Origin of the sequence: Ensifer sp. Root278 (assembly GCF_001429285.1) — a bacterium.
Taxonomy (GTDB): Bacteria; Pseudomonadota; Alphaproteobacteria; order Rhizobiales; family Rhizobiaceae; genus Ensifer.
Genome location: NZ_LMJJ01000023.1, coordinates 379,822 through 398,212 on the forward strand (window position 1 = coordinate 379,822; position 18,391 = coordinate 398,212).

Here is an 18,391-nt window from a genome sequence, read left to right on the forward strand (position 1 = left end):
CGAAGCAGGGGATTGGTATATGCCGAATTTCATCGACCGGCGGCTCAATCCGAAGGATAAGAGCCTCGGCAACCGACAGCGTTTTCTGAAACGGGCCCGCGAGGAACTCAAGCGGGTCATCAAGGAACAAGTCAAATCCGACAGGATCATCGACGTCGATGCTGCGCACGGCGTACCGATGCCGACCGACGGTGCCAGTGAGCCGACATTCCAGCCGGCCCGCGGGAGCGGCGAACGTAACTATGTGCTTCCCGGCAACAAGCAGTTTTCGGCCGGCGACCGCCTGCCGAAGCCGGAAGCGGGTGGGGGTGGAGGCGGCAAGGGCCGCCCCGGGACCGGAGAAAGCGAAGACGACTTCCAGTTCATCCTGTCGCGCGAAGAGGTGCTGGATCTCTTCTTTGAGGATCTGGAATTGCCCGACATGGTCAAGCTCAGCCTCAAGGAAACTGTGACGTTCAAACCGCGTCGCGCAGGCTTTGCCACCGCCGGCACGCCGACCAACATCAATGTCGGGCGGACGATGCGCAACAGCTTCGGCCGGCGCATGGCGCTGCATCGGCCCAAGGAAAAGGAACTGACCGTCCTTTCCGAGGAGATCGCGCGGCTGGAGGCGGCGCCGGAGATTTCACCGAAGGACCGCCAGAGGCTCAGCGAGCTTCGCAGCGAACTGGAGAGGATCGAGCGCAAGCGGCGGCGCATTCCCTATGTCGACCCGGTCGACATCCGCTTCAACCGCTTCGAACAGCAGCCGCTGCCGAACGCCAATGCGGTGATGTTCTGCCTGATGGATGTCTCGGCCTCCATGGGCGAACGCGAAAAGGATCTCGCCAAGCGCTTCTTCGTGCTTCTGCACCTGTTCCTGAAGCGGCGCTACGAACGGATCGACATCGTCTTCATCCGCCACACGGACGAGGCCCGCGAGGTCGACGAGGAGACGTTCTTCTACAGCACCCAGAGCGGCGGCACGATCGTCTCGACCGCGCTCGAGGAGATGATCAGGATCATCGAGGACCGCTACCCCTCGCAGATCTGGAACATCTATGCCGCGCAGGCCTCCGACGGCGACAACATCATCGGCGACAGCGAGCATTGCGCAGCGCTGCTCCGGGAGAAGCTGACGAAGCTCTGCCAGTACTACGCCTATGTCGAGATCATCGACGAGCGAGAGACGGAAATCTTCGGATCGACGGACAACGGCACCGCGCTCTGGCGCGCCTATCGCACGGTGGATGGCGAGAAGTCGAATTTCCAGATGACGCGCATCGCCAAGCCCGCCGATATCTACCCGGTCTTCCGCAGGCTCTTTGCCCGGCAGCCGGCCACACGCACCCGGAAATGAGGGGACGACCGGATGGCTCGACGTGCGACTTCAGGCCTCCTGTTCCAGGGCTCGGACTGGAACTTCACGACCCTTTCGCGTGCCTATGACGCGATCGAGCAAGTCGCGCTTGAGGAAATGGGCCTCAGCGTCTACCCGAACCAGCTGGAGATCATCACCTCCGAGCAGATGCTCGACGCCTATTCCTCGGTCGGCATGCCGCTCATGTACCAGCATTGGTCCTTCGGCAAGCGCTTCGCCTATGAGGAGCACCACTATCGCAAGGGGCACCGCGGCCTCGCCTATGAGCTGGTGATCAATTCCAATCCCTGCATTACCTATCTCATGGAAGAAAACACGATGGCGATGCAGGCGCTGGTCACGGCGCATGCCGCGTTCGGCCACAATCATTTTTTCAAGAACAACTACCTCTTCCGCCAGTGGACCGATGCCGGCGCGATCCTGAGCTACATGGATTTCGCCAAGAAGTACGTGACCAAATGCGAGGAGCGGCACGGCACCGCCGCCGTCGAGGCGATCCTCGATTCGGCCCATGCGCTGATGGACCAGGGCGTCTTCCGCTATCGCCGGCCGCCGCGGCTCTCCTCCGAAAAGGTTCGGGAACGGGCGCGGGAACGGCTGGAATATGAGGAACAGACCTATAGCGATCTCTGGCGAACGCTGCCGCAGACGGCCGAGAGCCACGACCCGGCCGAAGCCGAGCGAGACGCTTCCGAGCGCAAGAAGGTGCTCAACCTGCCGGAAGAGAACCTGCTCTATTTTCTCGAGAAACACAGCCTGATCCTGGAGCCGTGGCAGCGGGAATTGCTCCGGATCGTTCGGGTCATCGCGCAATATTTCTACCCGCAGCGGCAGACGAAGGTGATGAACGAGGGCTGCGCGACCTTCGTCCACTACACCATCATCAACCGGCTCTACGACCAGGGCCGGATTGGCGAGGGCCACATGCTGGAACTCTTGCAGAGCCACTCCAACGTCGTCTTCCAGCCGGATTTCGACGACCGGCGCTATCCCGGCATCAACCCCTATGCGCTCGGCTTTGCAATGATGCAGGACATCCAGCGGATCGCCACCGAGCCGACGGCCGAGGACCGCGACTGGTTTCCGTCCTTTGCCGGCAACGGTGACTGGATGGAGACGCTGCGCGATGCCTGGGCCAACCACCGCGACGAATCCTTCATTCTGCAGTATCTGAGCCCGGCCGTGATGCGCAAATTCCGGCTGTTCCACCTCGCGGACCGCGCTTCCGAGCGTTTTGTCGAGGTCGCGTCGATCCACAACGAACGCGGCTATTCGGCCGTTCGCTCGGCGCTTTCCAACAGCTACGACGTCGCCGCCAACCAGCCTGATATTCAGGTGATGGACGTCGATCTGCTGGGGGACCGGCACCTTCGATTGCAGCACAACATCAAGAGCGGCATCGTGCTCGAAGAGGGCAGCCGTAACGCGACATTGCGTCATGTGCGCCACCTCTGGGGCTACGAAGTCAGCCTCGCCGGCGTCGACCCGCAAACCGGCCGCACAGTGTATGAATATTCGACGGCAAAGGATGGCTGAGCAAGACGCGAGCGGGCTGCCTCTTCCCGTTAATGCCGGCAAGGGCGGCGCCTTGGTTGGGCACAAACGGGCATCACAAGAATTCAGGGCAGACATTAGAATTATTTGGCCTTATGGCTGCATCAAGCACGTGCGCGCTGCGCCGCGAGGCGGAACCCCGAGTCTACTCCTCAAGGAAAGGATCTTCCGTTTCAGCCGGCGAGCGCTTCCTGTGCCGGAGGCGGTGGCAAGGCCGCTGCCTGCTGAGCCGCCGCAGCAGCCAGCCATTCGCTGAACGCCTGCATCGCCGGCGTGACCGGACGTGATTTCAGCCGCGTCAGCCAGTAGCTACCCATCGAGGTGTGGACGTCGAAAGGCTGTCGGATCGTGCCGTTCGACAGCAACCGCGAGAACATCAGTGGGGGCGCGAGTGCCACGCCAATCCCCTGGGCTGCAGCCTCCATCATCGCCAGCGAACTATCGAAGACGATGCCCTTCAGCAGCGGCGCCGGATAGGCAATGCCGGCCGCTTCGAACCAGTTCACCCATTCGTCGGCCCGGTAGGACCTGAGCAGCGTTTCGTTCAGGAGATCGGCGGGCGTCTTCAGCCGATCGGCGATCTCGGGAATGCAGAGCACGGAAAGCGGCGCCTCGAAGAGCCGCGTCGCCTCGATATTATGCCAGGAGCCGCCGCCGAAGCGGATGGCGAAATCCAGGCCTTCCGCGGCCATGTCGACCCGGTTGTTGTTGGTCGAAAGGCGGACATCGATGAACGGGTATTTGGCCTGGAAGTCGGCAAGCCGCGGCAACAGCCAGCCGACGGCAAAGGTGCCGACGGCGCCGATCATCAGCACTTCGCGAATGTGGCCGGCCTCGAAGCGCTCAAGCATATCCGCCATCCGATCGAAAGAATCCCGCAAGACCGGCAACAACGCCTCGCCCTCAGCCGTGATCATCAGTCCGCGCGGCAATCGCTTGAACAGGGTGACGTTCAGCCGGCTTTCGAGCAGTTTGACCTGGTGGCTCACCGCAGCCTGCGTTACACAGAGTTCGATCGCCGCGCGGGTGAAGCTCAAATGCCGCGCCGATGCCTCGAAGGCGCGCAGCGCATTGAGCGGAAGATATGGCCTGACCATGTATGCCCTAACTCATCTAATGGGTCTCGCAAATAAACGTGGTTTGTTGCTCCGGCACAATCCCTTTACGGTGAACTCCATCGGCTGACGCGGCTGTAGCTCGGCAGCATCAGCTCAGGAAGGTGCGGCCGATTGCGCTGCTTACGGGGATCGATCCCATGCGCCGTTTCGCCTACAGCGCCGCGCGTCTTAGCAGACGCGCAAAGGTCGCTGTAGAACTGCATGTCTTCGTCCTCAAATCGATGTCGATTTAAGGAGACATGCAGTCGCCATAGCGCCCGCTCGCATCGTCTCCGCAGCCGACATCACGCATGCCGGCGAAGCCAAATGCCGTTCCAAGACAGGCCGCGAGCCGCACGGACATCCGTGCCGGCCAGGCTATCTATTATCCCAAAGGTCCGTTCCGCCCTTATGAAGTTCATCGCAAACCTGCTTGGTACATCCCTCAATCTCGTAACCGTCGTCGCACTCGCGGCGGCCACGGTCGTCGCAGCGTTGACGCGACACCTGCCCGATCACCGCACGCTCGCGAACTGGGAACCGGCAGTCACCACCCGCCTCTATGCCGGCGACGGCACGATGGTCGGAGAACTCGCGCGCGAACGCCGGCTGTTCCTGCCGATCGGCGCGATCCCCGCCCGCATCCGCCAGGCATTCCTTTCGGCCGAGGACAAGAATTTCTACGCCCATCCCGGGATCGACGTTGCGAGCATCGGCACGGCACTTCTGTCCAATCTCGCCAATTACGGTTCCGGCCGTCGCATGATCGGCGGCTCGACGATCACGCAGCAGATCGCCAAGAATTTTCTCCTGTCTTCCGACCGGACGGTGGAGCGGAAGCTGCGCGAAGCGATCCTTTCGCTGCGGATCGACCAGACCTATTCCAAGGACCGTATTCTCGAACTCTATCTCAACGACATCTATCTCGGGCGCGGCGCCTATGGCGTGGCACAGGCGGCGCTCACCTATTTCGACAAGCCGGTGAGCGAGCTCTCGGTTTCTGAGGCCGCCTTCCTCGCCGCCCTCCCGAAGGCGCCCAACAATTACAATCCCGATCGCCAGGCGGAGCGCGCAATGGGCCGCCGCAACTGGGTCATCGACCAGATGCGCCAGAACGGCTTTGTCGACGCAGCGGCGGCTGCCCAGGCGGCGGCAGCTCCTCTCGGCGTCGATCGGCGCACGCCATCGCCCGCCGTCGCCGCTGCCGACTACTTCACCGAAGAAGTCCGCCGCCAGCTCAACACCCAGTATGGCGAGGCTGCACTCTACACCGCCGGCTTTTCGGTGCGCACCACGCTCGATCCGCGGCTGCAGGAAGCTGCGATGAAAGCGTTACGCAAGGGCCTCGTCGCCTATGACCAGGCGAAAGGCTACCGCGGCCCGATCGCCAGAATATCCTCGATCAAGGACTGGCCTTCGGCGCTCGCCAAGCTCCGGCCGCTTTCCGACGTGCCGGAATGGCGGCTGGGCGTGGTGCTCGCCGCCGGGAAGGCCGACGCGGAAATCGGTCTCCGCCCGGAGTCCACGGCGTCAAACGGGATCACCCCGGCAGAGACCATAGGCCTTGACCGGAAAGGCGCCACCTGGGCGCTCTGCCGCTCGGCCAAGGGAAAGCACAACTGTGCCGCAGGCATCGATGGCGTTCTGACGCCCGGCGATGTCGTCTATGTGGAGAAGCAGGAGGACGGCTATGTCCTGCGGCAGCCGCCGCTCGTTCAGGGCGCTCTCGTTTCCATGGATCCGAACACCGGTCGCGTGCTCGCAGTCGCCGGCGGCTTTTCCTACGTACAGTCGGAATTCAACCGCGCGACGCAGGCCTATCGCCAGCCCGGCTCATCCTTCAAGCCCTTCGTCTATGCCGCCGCTCTCGACAACGGCTATGCGCCGACGACGCTGGTGATGGATGCGCCGATCGCCCTTGCCGACGGTGCCGGCAGGACATGGAAGCCGAAGAACTACGACGGGCGCTTCAGCGGTCCTTCCACCTTGCGCGTCGGGCTGGAAAACAGTCGCAACCTGATGACCGTGCGTCTCGCCCGGCATCTCGGCATGGATCTCGTGGCAGATTACGGCAAGCGCTTCGGCATCTATGACGAGCTCAAACCCTATCTGCCGATGTCGCTCGGCGCCGGCGAGACGACGCTGTTGCGGCTGGTCTCCGCTTATGCGGTCATCGCCAATGGCGGCAAGGCGGTCACGCCCTCGATGGTCGACCGCATCCAGGATCGCTACGGCCGCACGATCTTTCGCCACGACCAGCGCCGCTGCGACGATTGCAACGGCGCCGACTGGACCGGCCAGGAAGAGCCTGTGCCGGTCGACGATCGCGACTATGTGCTCGACCCGATGACCGCCTATCAGGTGACCTCGATGCTGCGCGGTGTCGTGGAGCGCGGCACCGCCAGGAATGTCGGCTCGCTCGGCGTGCCGATCGCCGGCAAGACCGGAACCACCAATGACGAAAAGGACGTCTGGTTCGTCGGCTTCACCCCGAACATCGTCACCGGCGTTTTCCTTGGCTACGACACGCCGAAGCCGATGGGCTATGGTGAAACCGGCGGCGGTCTCGCCGCACCCATCTTCATCGATTTCATGAAGATAGCCCTTCAAGGGCGTCCGGCGGCCGATTTCCACGCGCCACCAGGCATGATGCTGGAGGCGATCGACAGGAAGAGCGGCCAGCCTGTGCCCGAGGGCACGCCCGGGGCCATTGTCGAATCCTTCAAGCCAGGGACGGCCCCCTGCATGAGCGGGTGCGCCGTCATCGACGGTTTCGAAACGGCGAGCACGTCGGCCACCGCCGACCCAGACCTCTCCCCGGAACTGCGTGAAAAGCTGCTCACCAACGGCAACGGGCTCTATTGATATGGTACGTCAGGTTCAGTCCCGCCCGGATCGTCGTGGCCGGCTCCTCTTTGTCATCGGCGCCTTCGCGCTGGTCTTCGGCCTCATGCTCGCGCGCCTCGTCCAGCTTGGCGTCGCGGACTATGAGCGGACCGGCTACATACCGCCGCCGCCGAGCCTTGGCCGCCCGTCGATCCTCGACCGGAACGGCAATCTGCTGGCGATCGATGTGCCGAGTTCCGGGCTTTATGCCGAACCACGGCTGATCGTCGATGTCGACGAGGCCGTCGAGAAGCTGACCGCGATCTTCCCTGACATCGACGGGCGCGATCTCTACCGACGGCTGAAGAGCGGCGCAGCCTTTGCCTGGATCAAGCGTCAGGTAACGCCGGCGGAGGAACAGGCCGTCTGGAACGCCGGCATTCCCGCTATCGGCTTCCAGCGCGAGAAGCAGCGCTTTTATCCCAACGGATCGCTCGCCGCCCATGTGCTCGGCACCGTCGACATCGACAATATCGGCATTGCCGGTATCGAGAGATGGATCGAGGGACAGGGTCTGGAGGTCCTGCGCCAAAGCGGCATGGATCTCTCCCACCGCAATCTCGAGCCGGTGAGTGTCACGCTCGACATCCGCATCCAGCACGCGCTCGAGACCGAGCTGCGCAAGGCGATCGCCAAGTTCAGCGCCAAGGCGGGCGCCGGGCTGGTGCTTGATGTCACCAATGGCGAGATCCTGGCGCTCGTTTCCTATCCCGATTTCGACCCGAATCTGCCTGTCGATGCGCTGAAGCCCGATCGCATCAACCGCATCGCCGCCGCCACCTTCGAGATGGGCTCGACCTTCAAGGCGCTGACGACGGCGATGGCGCTCGACTCGGGCCAGTTCACCCTTCGCTCCGTCATCGACGCGAGCAGGCCGCTCGCCTTCGGCCGTTTCCGCATCAACGACTATCGCGGCCAGTATCGGCCGCTGACGCTGCCCGAAGCCTTCATCTACTCTTCCAATATTTCGATGGCGAAGATGGCGATTGCCGTTGGTCCGGAAAATCTGCGGACGTTCCTGACGCGGTTCGGGCAGATGTCGCGGCTGACGACCGAACTGCCGGAAAGCGCCCATCCGCAATTGCCGCGGCGTTGGGGCGAGATCGATACGGCAACCGCCTCCTACGGTCACGGTATCGCCGTCACGCCGCTGCAGGCGAGTATCGCAGTTGCGGCGCTCGTCAATGGCGGCCGTCTCATAAGGCCGACGCTGATCAAGGGCGCACCGCTCGAAAATCGCCTGCTGGCCCGCGACCTGATCAAGCCGGAGACCGGCGAGGCGCTGCGTTATCTGCTGCGGCTCAATGCCAAGACCGGCTCGGCGAAACGGGCCGAGGTCAAAGGCTATTTCATCGGCGGCAAGACCGGCACGGCCGAGAAGGTCGTCGGCGGCCGTTACTCCAAGGAACTCAACATCACGTCCTTCATGGGCATCGTCCCGGTGGATAACCCGCGTTATCTCCTGCTCACCTTGCTCGATGAGCCGAAGGGCCTGCCGGAAACCTATGGTTTCCGCACCTCGGGCTGGAACGCAACACCGCTCGGCGGTGCGGTCTTCGAGCGCATCCTGCCGATGCTTGCGCTGATGCCCGATTTCGAGATCGCCGATGTCAGCTTTCCAGACATCAGTAGCCAGGGGACCTTTGGCTCACAGCTCTTTCCGTCTTCGGCGAGCAAGGGCGAACGTAACAGCCGTCCCATCGACGGCGCGCTCTGACGCGCGGCTTGCCTGAACGCAGCAACGCCCCCGTGACTTCCACGAGGGCGTGTGCATGCGCGAACAAAGGTTAGCTAATACTTACCTTTCGATCATGCGGTTCCAGCGCTTGTTCCATTCCTGCCGGTTCTGGTTAATTGCATCCCAGTCGAGGACCTTGGCGGTCTCCATGTTGGTCTTGAAGGTCGAAAGCTTCGCGTTCGCCGCATCCGTACCCGCCTTGGCATTGATGTTCGATGGGATGATGTTGCCGTTGTCGAGCGCCAGGCTCTGCGCCTCGGCCGAAAGCAGATAGTGGGCGAGCTTCTGGCTGAGTTCCGGCTCGCTGTTGTTGGCGATCACGCATTCGGTGACGGCAAGCACGACCGAGCCTTCCTTGGGCTGGGCATATTCGACCGGAATGCCCTTGTCCTTCAGGTTGTTGACGGCCGTCGGCGTCAACGGGAAGATCGCCGCCTCGCCGGTCTGCACCATCTCCGAGATCTTGGCCGAGCTCGGAATGAACTCGATGACGTTCTTGCCGATCGTATCGGAGAACTTCTCGAAGCCGGGCTCGACGTTGGTCTCATTGCCGCCCTGGATGCGGTTGAACATCAGGAAGGCGTGCAGGCCGAAGCTGGAGGCGGAGGCGGACTGGAACACGACGGCGTTTTCGAACTTCGGATCGGCCATGTCCATCCACGACGTCGGCGCCGGCCAACCCTTCTCATCGAAGAGCTTCTTATTGTAGGCAAGCCCGGTCATGCCCATGTCGACGCCGATCGCCATGTCGTCCTTGAGGCGCGCGGCCGGCTGGATCTGGTCGAGCACCGGATCGGCGGTGATTTTCTGGCAGAGGCCGCCGCCGATCGCGCGCACCATAACGCCGTCGTCGAGCAGCATGACATGCATCTGCGGATTGTCTTTGGCGGCCGTCGCCTTTGCCAGAATATCGGCGGAGGTGCCGGGCACGACGACGACCTTGACGTCGTTCGCCTTCTCGAAGGGCGGCAGCACGTGTTCGGTATAGGCACGCTCGAAGTTGCCGCCGTTCATGCCTATATAGAGCGTCTTGGTTTCCGCCGACGCAGCGTTCTGCTGCAGGACAAAGGCCAGCAATGCGAGGGCCGTGGTTTTGGTAAGCCGTTGGTCGATCATGGTATTCCCCTTTCTGTTTACAACAAGGCTGCAGTTTCGACCGCCACCTTGCGGAAGCGGCCAATGGAAAAGGCGTCGATGGGCGTGGTGCTGCGGCCCTCGGTGACGAGCTCTGCGAGCACCTCGCCGACGGCGGGCGCGGTCTGGAACCCAGCGCCGCAGAAGCCGAAGGCGTGGAAGAGGCCTGATGTCGTTTCGCTCGGGCCGATCACCGGGTTGCCGTCGGGCATCTCGGCCTCGGTTCCGGACCAGAAACGGATGACCTGGGCGTGCGCCAGATGCGGAAAGAGCGCGATGGCGCGCTGCATGACCGAGGAAGCAGCAGTCACCGACGGGCGCGAATAGTCCGGATCGCCCAGTGGCAGGCCGCGGCCGCCGCCCATGACGTAATTGCCACGGGCCACCTGCCGGCCATAGAAGCTGCCGCCCTGCTCGCCCATGCTGACAGGCAGACACAACGGCAACGGTTCAGTGACCACCATCGACGGATAGATCCGCGTCAGCGGCACCACCTCGCCGAATTGGGCGGCAAAGCGATCGGACCAGGCGCCCGCGCTGTTGACCAGTTGCCGGCAGCGGATCTCGATGCCGTCACCGGCAAGGATGACAAAGCCGTTGCCCGTCGCAGTAACCTCGCGCACGGGCGTCTGCTCCAATACGGTGACACCTGCCCGCTCGGCTGCCCGCGCAAACGCAGGCGCGACCAGACGCGGATTGGCATGGCCGTCCTCAGGGCAGAGGGACGCGCCGACCGCCTTCGCCGAGAGCCAGGGATACCGCTCAGTCAGCGCTGCTCCGGCGACGAGCTCAAGCCCGAGACCGTAATCCCTTGTTGTCTCGGCATAGGCCTCGAGCTTGGCGAAATCCTTCTCCGTGCGGGCAAGCTTGAGGTGCCCGGAGCGGACATATTCGGCATCGATGCCGATGATCGCCTTCAGCTGCGGCCAGATGCGGTGCGACCGCTGCGAAAGCGGCAATTGCTCCGGAGGGCGGCCCTGCCGGCGTACGCCGCCAAAGTTCACCCCGCTCGCCTGGGCGCCGCAATGGCCTTTGTCGAGCAGCGTAACGGAGAGCCCGGCCTTGCGCATGGCAAGCGCTGCGGAGCTGCCGACCAGCCCGCCGCCGATGATCGCGACGTCGACGGAGACGCGCCGGCTCATGAGCGGGTCTCCGTTCCGGCACTAGCGCCGAAACCGAGCGGGATCGGCTTGACCGGCGCCTGGGCGCGCAGACGGCCGACCGCGCCGGCAGAGGTGCCGCATGCGGCGCTCAGGAGCTCGGCCGCAGCAGCAGAGCACATCCGCCCCTGGCAACGGCCCATGCCAACGCGGCTCAACGCCTTCAGTCGATTGATCTCGGTGACGGACCCATTCGCGATGGCGCGGCGCCCTTCGGCGATGGTGATCTCCTCGCAACGGCAGAGCATCGTCTCATCCGGTACGGTCTCGATCCAGTCGTCCGGGAAGGGAAAGGCGCGTTCGAGGATGTCGCGCTGGCGAAGGATCGCGTCACGTGCCTCCATCAGGCGGGTCGTATCCGCCGACCTTTGACCCATGTCCTGAAGCAGGGCGGCAGCCGCGAGCTCGCCAGAGATTTCCGCTGCATCCGCACCGGCAATGCCGCTGCCGTCGCCGGCGACATAGACGTCCGGCCGGCTCGTGCGCCCCATGGTGTCGCGCTCCGGCAGCCAGACGCGGTCGCGCTCGTTGAAGCGGAAGCGGCAGCCGGCAAGATCGGCAAGCTGGGTTTCCGGCCGGAGCGCGAAGCCGTAGGCGAGCGCGTCGCAGGCAATCGTCTCGACGACATCGCCCTTGAGCGTCCGCCGGCGGAAACGCAGACCCTCGACTTGGCCCTTGCCGAGAACCGCCTCGGGCCGCACGCCACAACGGATCCTCACGCCGGCGAGCTGGAGCTGCAGCCCGTAGAAGAGACCGAGCGCGACGATGCGTGGCGCGTGCACGGCAAGCGACAGCAGGTGCCGCTTCGATGTGACGGGTGCGGTATCGAGAACGGCTTCGACGCGCGCGCCGGCCTTCATGTATTGCCAGGCAACGAGATAGAGCAGCGGCCCGGACCCCATGAAGACGACGCGGTCGCCGATCGTGCACCCTTGCGCCTTCAGCACTGTCTGCGAGGCGCCAAGCGTATAGACACCTGGCGTCGTCCACCCTGGGAACGGCAGCACGCGATCGGTCGCGCCGGTGCAAAGGATCAGTTGCGAAAAGCCGATCTGCCTATGAACGCCTGATGAAAGAATATCGAGCTGATTGCCGCGCTTGGGGGCGGAGATATTCCAGACGAGCGTTTCGGGCTGGTAGTCAATTTCGGGCAGCAGCGCCTCGAAGGTCTCATGCAGCCTTTGTGCTTTGCCGGCTTCCGAACCATAGCGGCTCCGGTAGGATCGTCCGTCCTCGATCAGCGGGCGGCGATAGATCTGCCCGCCGGCGCGCTGGCCTTCGTCGAGCACGATCGGCCTGAGGCCGGCGCGGACGAGGCGCTCGGCAGCACGAATGCCAGCGGGGCCTGCACCGACGATAACCGGCTGCAACGGCTCACTCATGAGCGGCCCCCGCCATGGCGTCGAGATCGGTGATGAAGGCCATGCCCGGCAGCAGCGCCGTGCTGCAGGCCCTGACGCGGCTGCCATTCGCCAACATCACGTAGCAATCCTGGCAGGCGCCGATCAGGCAGAAACCGGCCCGGTCCTCGCCGGTGAATTCGCTCTGACGCAGACGGCCACTGACGGAGAGGATCGCCGTCAGCACCGTGTCGCCGCGGCGACCGGTTTCGAGCACGCCATTCAGCGTGAAGGGCACAGGTGTCTCGTCCAGGCGGTAGCGCCGCCGGAATTGTGCATGCATCGACATCGGATCTCAGCCCTTGCCCACCAGCAGCCGGTCGAGACCGAACAGGCGATCGAGAATGATCATGGTGACGGTGGCAAGCGCGATCATCAGCGTCGAAACCGCCGCCATCATCGGGTCGATGGATTCGCTGGCATACATGTACATGCGCACCGGCAAGGTGACCGTCGACGGCGATGTCACGAAGATCGACATGGTCAGTTCATCGAAGCTGTTGATGAAGGCCAGCAGCCAGCCGCCGCTGATGCCCGGCAGCATGAGCGGCATGGTGATCCGGCGAAACACCGTCCATTCGGCGGCACCCAGCGTGCGCGCCGCATTCTCGGCATTGCGGTCCATGCTGGTCAGCGACGCGAGGATCAGCCGCAACGTATAGGGGGTGACGACGATCGCATGGGTAGCGACCAGCCAGCCGAAGGATCCGCCCATGCCCATCAGCGAGAAGAGACGCAGGAAGGCAACGCCGAGAACCAGGTGCGGGATGATCAGCGGCGACAGGAACAGCGCGTTCAGCGCCTCGCGGCCGCGGAACTCGTAGCGGGTGATTGCCAGCGCCGCCGGCACTGCAAACACGGTGGAGATGGTCGCCGAAAGCAGCGCCAGCCGGACGCTGTTGCCGAAGGACGACATGAAATCGGCGTGATGGAAGACCGCCTCGAACCAGCGCAGCGAAAGCCCGTTCCAGGGCATCGTCAGCGTGTTCTCCGGCGTAAAGGCGACCAGGCAGACGACCACCATCGGCGCCAGCATGAAGACGACGACGAGGCTGTGGAAAACAAGAGCAATGGGTCCGTTTCTCTGCATGGCTTCAACCCAGCTTGCGCTTCGCCTGCCGCTCGATGAGGCGGTTATAGGCAAGCATGATCACGAGATTGGCGACGAGGACGATGATCGCGATGGTCGCGCCGAGCGGCCAGTTGAGCTCGATCAGGAACTCGTCGTAGACGAGCGTCGCCGCCATTTTCAGCCGCCGGCCGCCAAGCAGGCCCGGGATGGCAAAGGAACTTGCCGACAGCGCAAAGACGATCAGGCTGCCCGAGAGGATGCCGAGTGCCGCCTGCGGGAAGACGATGCGGCGAAGGGCGGTGAAGCGCGAGGCGCCGAGGGTGAGCGCTGCCGCCTCGACCGTCGGGTCGAGTTTCTGCAGAACCGTCCAGACCGGGATCACCATGAACGGCAGCATGATGTGCACGAGGCCGATGACGATCGCCGTCTCGGTGTAGAGAAGCTGGACCGGGTCGAGGCCGACGATGGCGAGTGCGCTGTTCACGAAGCCGTTCTTGCCGAGCAGCATGCTCCAGCCGAAGGTGCGCACCACCACGGAAACGAGCAGCGGACCGATGATCACCAGGAGGAATATCGACCGCCAGGGCTTGCGCATGTTCGAGAGAACATAGGCCTCCGGCACGCCGATCAGCACGGTGATGACGGTTGTCAACAGCGCCAGCCGCAGCGTGCGCCAGAAGGTCGAAAGATAATACTCGTCCTGCAGCACCGTCAGGTAATTGGCGAAGGTGAAGTCGCTCTTTATGCCGGCGGTATAGTCGTAGCTGTTGAACGAGAGAATGACGGTCAGCAGCAGCGGCAAGAGGACGAGCCCAATGAAGAACAAGGTCGTCGGCCCTGAGAGCGCCAGCGGCGCGAGCAGGCGCGGCTTGATGGCGGAAGTCGCGGCGCTCATCAGTTCGCCGCTCCGGCCAGCACACGACAATCGGCGTTCTGCCAGGCGAGCCCAACGGTTTCACCTTCCATCGGCGGCGGCGCGCCGAGATTGGGAACCGCAACGGCAAGAACGCCTGCGGGGGTCTCGGCGCTGACCAGCCATTGGCTGCCCATGAAATAGCGCATCGTCACCTTGCCCTGGATCTGGCCTTCAGTCGGTTCCGTCAGCCGCAGCTTTTCCGGACGGATGAAGACCGAGACCTTGCCGTCCGGTTCACGGCGATCGGTGTTGAAGCGGATCGGCGTGTTGTCGATGCTGATCGACGCGCCCTTGCCGTTGAAGGCCGCGGTCGCGCGGAGAAAATTGGACTTGCCGACGAAGGACGAGATGAAGTCGTTGCGCGGATGCTCGTAGAGTTCATAGGGCGTGTCGACCTGGGTGATGCGCCCCTTTTCCATGACCACGACGCGGTCGCTGATCGACAACGCTTCCGCCTGGTCATGGGTCACCATGATCGTGGTGATGCCGACGGTCTGCTGGATGCGGCGCAGTTCGAACTGCATCTCTTCGCGAAGCTGCGCGTCGAGGTTCGAAAGCGGCTCGTCGAGCAAGAGCACCGGCGGATTGATGACGAGCGCACGGGCGATCGCGACACGCTGGCGCTGACCGCCGGACATCTCACGCGGGTAGCGATCGGCAAGGGCCGAGAGGTGAACGAGCGCAAGGATTTCCTTGATGCGTTTGTCGCGGTCCGCCTTTGCGACCTTGCGCATCTCCAAGCCGAAGGAGACGTTCTGGGCGACGGTCATGTGCGGGAAAAGCGCGTAGCTCTGGAAAACGACGCCGAGTTCGCGCTGCGGCGGCGGCAGGTGGGTGATGTCGCGCCCGCCCATGGTGATGGTGCCGGCGGAGGGCCGCACGAGCCCGGTGATCATCTGCAGGGTCGTCGTCTTGCCGCAACCGGACGGGCCGAGCAGCGAGATGAACTCGCCCTTTTCGACCGCCAGATCGAAATCGTGAACGGCCGCAACCGATCCATAGAACTTGGAGACCTTCTCGAGGTTCAGGAAACTCATGCTCACTCTCCCGTGGGTCGCTGCCCCCAGGGATCGCCTGCCCCGTTTTTCTTGTCGGCGATCCCGGCGGCGACGACACGTCGTCAACCATCAAACCTCATCTCAGGCGATGCGATTTCCGCCGGACGCAACCGCGACGACAAAGGCGCGATTTCGCGATCGGGATAGCCTCCCGGCTATCCACGTTGTGGCGCATCCATCCCTTAGGAAAGGCTTGTGAATTAACTCCAGGAAATTGACGAAAAACACAAATGCAATTTTCTATTTCGGAATATTTTGTTAGAAAAATCCGATATACGGAATCCCATCATGTGAATTTTGAAAGATTTGCGCGTATGTCGGAATCAGAGAATGCAGGAAGCTCCAGCCTTTCCAAGGCGATCCACATCCTGAAAGATCTCGCGGAGAACGCGACGGAGGGTGTGCGGGTGATCGATCTCGCGCGCAGGCTGAATCTCACCCAGCCGTCGGCGCACCGGCTGCTGAAGAGCCTGATCGCCGAAGGGCTCGTCGAGCAGATGCCGGAAGGAAAATCCTATCGTCTGTCGTTGGAGTTCTTCTCGATCGCGTCGCAGGCGCGAAGGCGCGAAGGCATTCTCGACATCGCCCGCCCATCGCTTCTCAGGCTCTCGGCCACCTTCAACGACACCGTCTTCCTGCTGGTGCGCAGCAATTTCGACGCGATCTGCCTCGACCGGGTCGAAGGCCCTTTCCCGATCCGCTCCTTTACCGGCGACATCGGCGGCAAGGTGCCGCTCGGCATCGGCCAAGGCAGCATCGCCATTCTCGCCCACCTGCCGGAGGAGGAGCGGGAAGCGATCATCAAGTTCAACATGCCGCGCATCATGGACCGGGCCGCGATCGACGAGGTGGACCTGCGCATCAAGATCGAGGAGGTCAGGCGGATCGGTGCCGCGCAGATGAACTTCGAGATGATCGAGGGCATGGCCGGTCTCGGCGTGCCGGTGCTCGACCGCAACGGCATCGCAGTTGCTTCCTTAAGCATCGGCACGCTGGCATCGCGCCTGACGGAAACGCGAAGCGGCACCATCACCGATCTCTTGAAGGCCGAGGCGCACGCCATCAGCAGCAAGCTCAACCCCTTCGACCCGACACTGCGCTATCCGGCCTCCGCCTTGCGTGCCGCGCAGAAGAGCTGAGAGACGCACACGTCGCAGCGCAGCGACAGCTCACGCCTCCAGGAAGGCGCGGGCGAAGCCCGGCTCGGTCACCTCGATCGAGCCATCCGGAAGCTTCAGGAAGCGCTCGATCGCGGTGCCGTAGGTTCGCATCCAGCCATCGAGCATCGCCGCGGCGCCATCGAGATCGCCGGCCTCGTAACGTTGCAGCGCCTTGTACATCACCTTTGCGACGCTCACGCGCAGTTGCAGCAGCATCAAGGCTGCGGCTTCCGGATCGGGCGCATCGAGCGTCCCCTCCTCATGCCCGCGCCGCAGCATCTCGGCGACCAGGGGTATGCTCACCGCCAGCAGGGCCTCATCAATGCGGTGATAGAGAGCAACGTTTTCGGGCTTGAAAAGCGCGTTGAAGGTGTTCTTCAACTGCGGCGCCATGTCGATCTTCGTCCGCCGCGAGCCGGCGAAAAGCGCGTTCAACTGCCCGACGGCGTCGAGCGACGGGTCTTCGACGAGCGGCTGGAGTTCCTCTAGGTTTCGCCGCGCCATCCGGGTCGCGACGGCCTCCAGCAGCGCCTCCTTGGAGACGAAGTAGTGATAGAAGGCGCCCTTCGAGACGTTCGCCTCACGGATGACGTCGTTGACCGTTGTGTTCTCGTAGCCGTGCTGGAAGAACAGCCGCTCGGCACAATCGATCAGCTCGTTCGATCGGACTTCCGGCGATTTTTTCGTTCTGACCATAAGCACTCCCAGAACAGCGGCTTAGCACGGGTTCACAGCGCGGTCCACGACGCTCCGGATGGCAAGGGTAACACGCATCCTTGAAACAAACCGACCGTCGGTCTATTTATACAGAACGGACTGGAAGCATTCAAGGAGCGTCTCGTGCAGCTGGCTCGTTTTGCAATCGGAGGGGCGATTATCGTCGCCATCGGCGCGGCGGTTTCCTGGTATCTGTTTCGCCCGGTTCCCGTGTCCATCATTGCGCCAAAGCGCGGCGACGCGGCGGAGATCATCTATGCGGATGGCGTCGTGGAACCGCGCACCTGGGCGAAAGTCACACCGACGGTTGCCGAACGGATCGTCGAACAATGCAATTGCGAAGGTGAACGTGTCGCCAAGGGCGATGTGCTCGCCCGCCTCGACGACACCGAGGCACGGGCAGCACTCGGCGAACTCCAGGCACGGCTGACGCTGGCGCAGGAGGAGTACCGGCGCAAATTGGCGCTCTCCGAACGCAGCACGATCAGCGAACAGGAAGTCGACCGGGCACGCAGCGAACTCGGCCAGCTCGAGGCGCTTGTCGCCGGCCGTCAGGCGCGGCTCGCGACCTATGTGCTGCGCGCGCCGAGCGCCGGCCAGGTGCTCCGGCAGGACGGCGAGATCGGCGAAGTCGCGGATCTCGGCACGGTACTCTTCTGGGTCGGGGAACCGAAACCGCTGATCGTCACGGCCGACGTCAACGAAGAGGATATTCCGCGCGTCGAAGTCGGTCAGCGCGCGTTGTTGCGATCGGATGCCTTCCCCAACCAGAAACTCGAGGCGACGGTCGACAGCATCACCCCCAAGGGCGACCCGGTGACGAAGACCTATCGCGTCCGCTTCCGCCTGCCCGACGGCACGCCGCTTCGGATCGGCATGTCGACCGACGTCAACATCGTCGTGCGGGTGTCGCATGGTGCCTTGATCCTCCCGACCGTGGCGCTTGAGGGGACAAAGGCTGCGGTGATCGACGGCAATCATGCCAGGATCCGCGAATTGAAAACGGGCATACGTGGCGCCGACGGCGTCGAGGTTCTCTCCGGTCTGGAAGATGGCGCGCGCGTCGTCTCCCCCTTCCCGACCGACCTTGCCGATGGCACGCGCGTCAAGGTCACGCCTGTGCCAGGAACATGAGCTCG

15 protein-coding genes are annotated in these 18,391 nt (G+C 63.3%); 6 read left to right on the forward strand and 9 right to left on the reverse strand.

Annotated elements, in window-relative coordinates; genetic code table 11:
- Positions 1 to 19: 19 nt before the first annotated feature.
- Together ASE60_RS18175 and ASE60_RS18180 are read left to right on the forward strand one after the other, a co-directional pair.
- Positions 20 to 1,339, forward strand: a complete 1,320-nt coding sequence (locus ASE60_RS18175) for a YeaH/YhbH family protein (RefSeq protein WP_057251935.1) — start codon at positions 20 to 22, stop codon at positions 1,337 to 1,339.
- Between the two features lie 12 nt (positions 1,340 to 1,351).
- Positions 1,352 to 2,896: a SpoVR family protein gene (locus tag ASE60_RS18180; protein ID WP_057251936.1), complete on the forward strand. Its 1,545-nt coding sequence runs from the start codon at positions 1,352 to 1,354 to the stop codon at positions 2,894 to 2,896.
- Positions 2,897 to 3,087: 191 nt separating this feature from the next.
- On the opposite strand, the gene ASE60_RS18185 is transcribed toward ASE60_RS18180, so the two are convergent.
- Entirely contained in the window at positions 3,088 to 4,011 is a 924-nt protein-coding gene (locus ASE60_RS18185) for a LysR family transcriptional regulator (protein ID WP_057251937.1), read from the reverse strand.
- Between the two features lie 411 nt (positions 4,012 to 4,422).
- Here ASE60_RS18185 and ASE60_RS18190 point away from each other — a divergent pair, with 411 nt between their 5' ends.
- Together ASE60_RS18190 and ASE60_RS18195 are read left to right on the forward strand one after the other, a co-directional pair.
- Positions 4,423 to 6,876: a penicillin-binding protein 1A gene (locus ASE60_RS18190; RefSeq protein WP_057251938.1), complete on the forward strand. Its 2,454-nt coding sequence runs from the start codon at positions 4,423 to 4,425 to the stop codon at positions 6,874 to 6,876.
- Position 6,877: 1 nt separating this feature from the next.
- Positions 6,878 to 8,614 carry a penicillin-binding protein 2 gene (locus ASE60_RS18195; protein ID WP_082615913.1) on the forward strand — a complete coding sequence of 579 codons (1,737 nt, stop codon included), beginning with the start codon at positions 6,878 to 6,880 and terminating at the stop codon, positions 8,612 to 8,614.
- Between the two features lie 81 nt (positions 8,615 to 8,695).
- Here ASE60_RS18195 and ASE60_RS18200 read toward each other — a convergent pair whose 3' ends face one another.
- The 7 genes from ASE60_RS18200 to ASE60_RS18230 are packed head-to-tail and all read right to left on the reverse strand — an operon-like array spanning position 8,696 to position 15,354.
- A complete protein-coding gene (locus ASE60_RS18200; protein ID WP_057251939.1) occupies positions 8,696 to 9,751 on the reverse strand; it encodes an ABC transporter substrate-binding protein in 1,056 nt (351 codons plus the stop codon).
- A 17-nt stretch (positions 9,752 to 9,768) separates the two neighbouring features.
- Positions 9,769 to 10,911, reverse strand: a complete 1,143-nt coding sequence (locus ASE60_RS18205) for an FAD-dependent oxidoreductase (RefSeq protein ID WP_057251940.1) — start codon at positions 10,909 to 10,911, stop codon at positions 9,769 to 9,771.
- Positions 10,908 to 12,311 carry an FAD/NAD(P)-binding oxidoreductase gene (locus ASE60_RS18210; RefSeq protein WP_057251941.1) on the reverse strand — a complete coding sequence of 468 codons (1,404 nt, stop codon included), beginning with the start codon at positions 12,309 to 12,311 and terminating at the stop codon, positions 10,908 to 10,910. The genes ASE60_RS18205 and ASE60_RS18210 overlap by 4 nt, the downstream gene beginning before the upstream one ends.
- Complete coding sequence (locus tag ASE60_RS18215) at positions 12,304 to 12,618, reverse strand: (2Fe-2S)-binding protein (protein WP_057251942.1); 315 nt, start codon at positions 12,616 to 12,618, stop codon at positions 12,304 to 12,306. The genes ASE60_RS18210 and ASE60_RS18215 overlap by 8 nt, the downstream gene beginning before the upstream one ends.
- Before the next feature lie 6 nt (positions 12,619 to 12,624).
- A complete protein-coding gene (locus ASE60_RS18220; protein ID WP_057251943.1) occupies positions 12,625 to 13,419 on the reverse strand; it encodes an ABC transporter permease in 795 nt (264 codons plus the stop codon).
- A 4-nt stretch (positions 13,420 to 13,423) separates the two neighbouring features.
- Positions 13,424 to 14,296, reverse strand: coding sequence for an ABC transporter permease (locus tag ASE60_RS18225; protein WP_057251944.1), 873 nt, complete (start codon positions 14,294 to 14,296; stop codon positions 13,424 to 13,426).
- Complete coding sequence (locus ASE60_RS18230; RefSeq protein ID WP_057251945.1) at positions 14,296 to 15,354, reverse strand: ABC transporter ATP-binding protein; 1,059 nt, start codon at positions 15,352 to 15,354, stop codon at positions 14,296 to 14,298. The genes ASE60_RS18225 and ASE60_RS18230 overlap by 1 nt, the downstream gene beginning before the upstream one ends.
- Positions 15,355 to 15,689: 335 nt before the next feature.
- Between ASE60_RS18230 and ASE60_RS18235 the strand changes: the two genes are divergently transcribed.
- Positions 15,690 to 16,514 carry an IclR family transcriptional regulator gene (locus ASE60_RS18235; protein WP_057251946.1) on the forward strand — a complete coding sequence of 275 codons (825 nt, stop codon included), beginning with the start codon at positions 15,690 to 15,692 and terminating at the stop codon, positions 16,512 to 16,514.
- 30 nt (positions 16,515 to 16,544) lie between these two features.
- Here the strand turns inward: ASE60_RS18235 and ASE60_RS18240 are convergent, their stop codons facing one another.
- Complete coding sequence (locus ASE60_RS18240; RefSeq protein ID WP_057251947.1) at positions 16,545 to 17,231, reverse strand: TetR/AcrR family transcriptional regulator; 687 nt, start codon at positions 17,229 to 17,231, stop codon at positions 16,545 to 16,547.
- Positions 17,232 to 17,375: 144 nt separating this feature from the next.
- Here ASE60_RS18240 and ASE60_RS18245 point away from each other — a divergent pair, with 144 nt between their 5' ends.
- Positions 17,376 to 18,386: an efflux RND transporter periplasmic adaptor subunit gene (locus tag ASE60_RS18245; protein WP_057251948.1), complete on the forward strand. Its 1,011-nt coding sequence runs from the start codon at positions 17,376 to 17,378 to the stop codon at positions 18,384 to 18,386.
- The last annotated feature ends 5 nt before the right edge of the window (positions 18,387 to 18,391 follow it).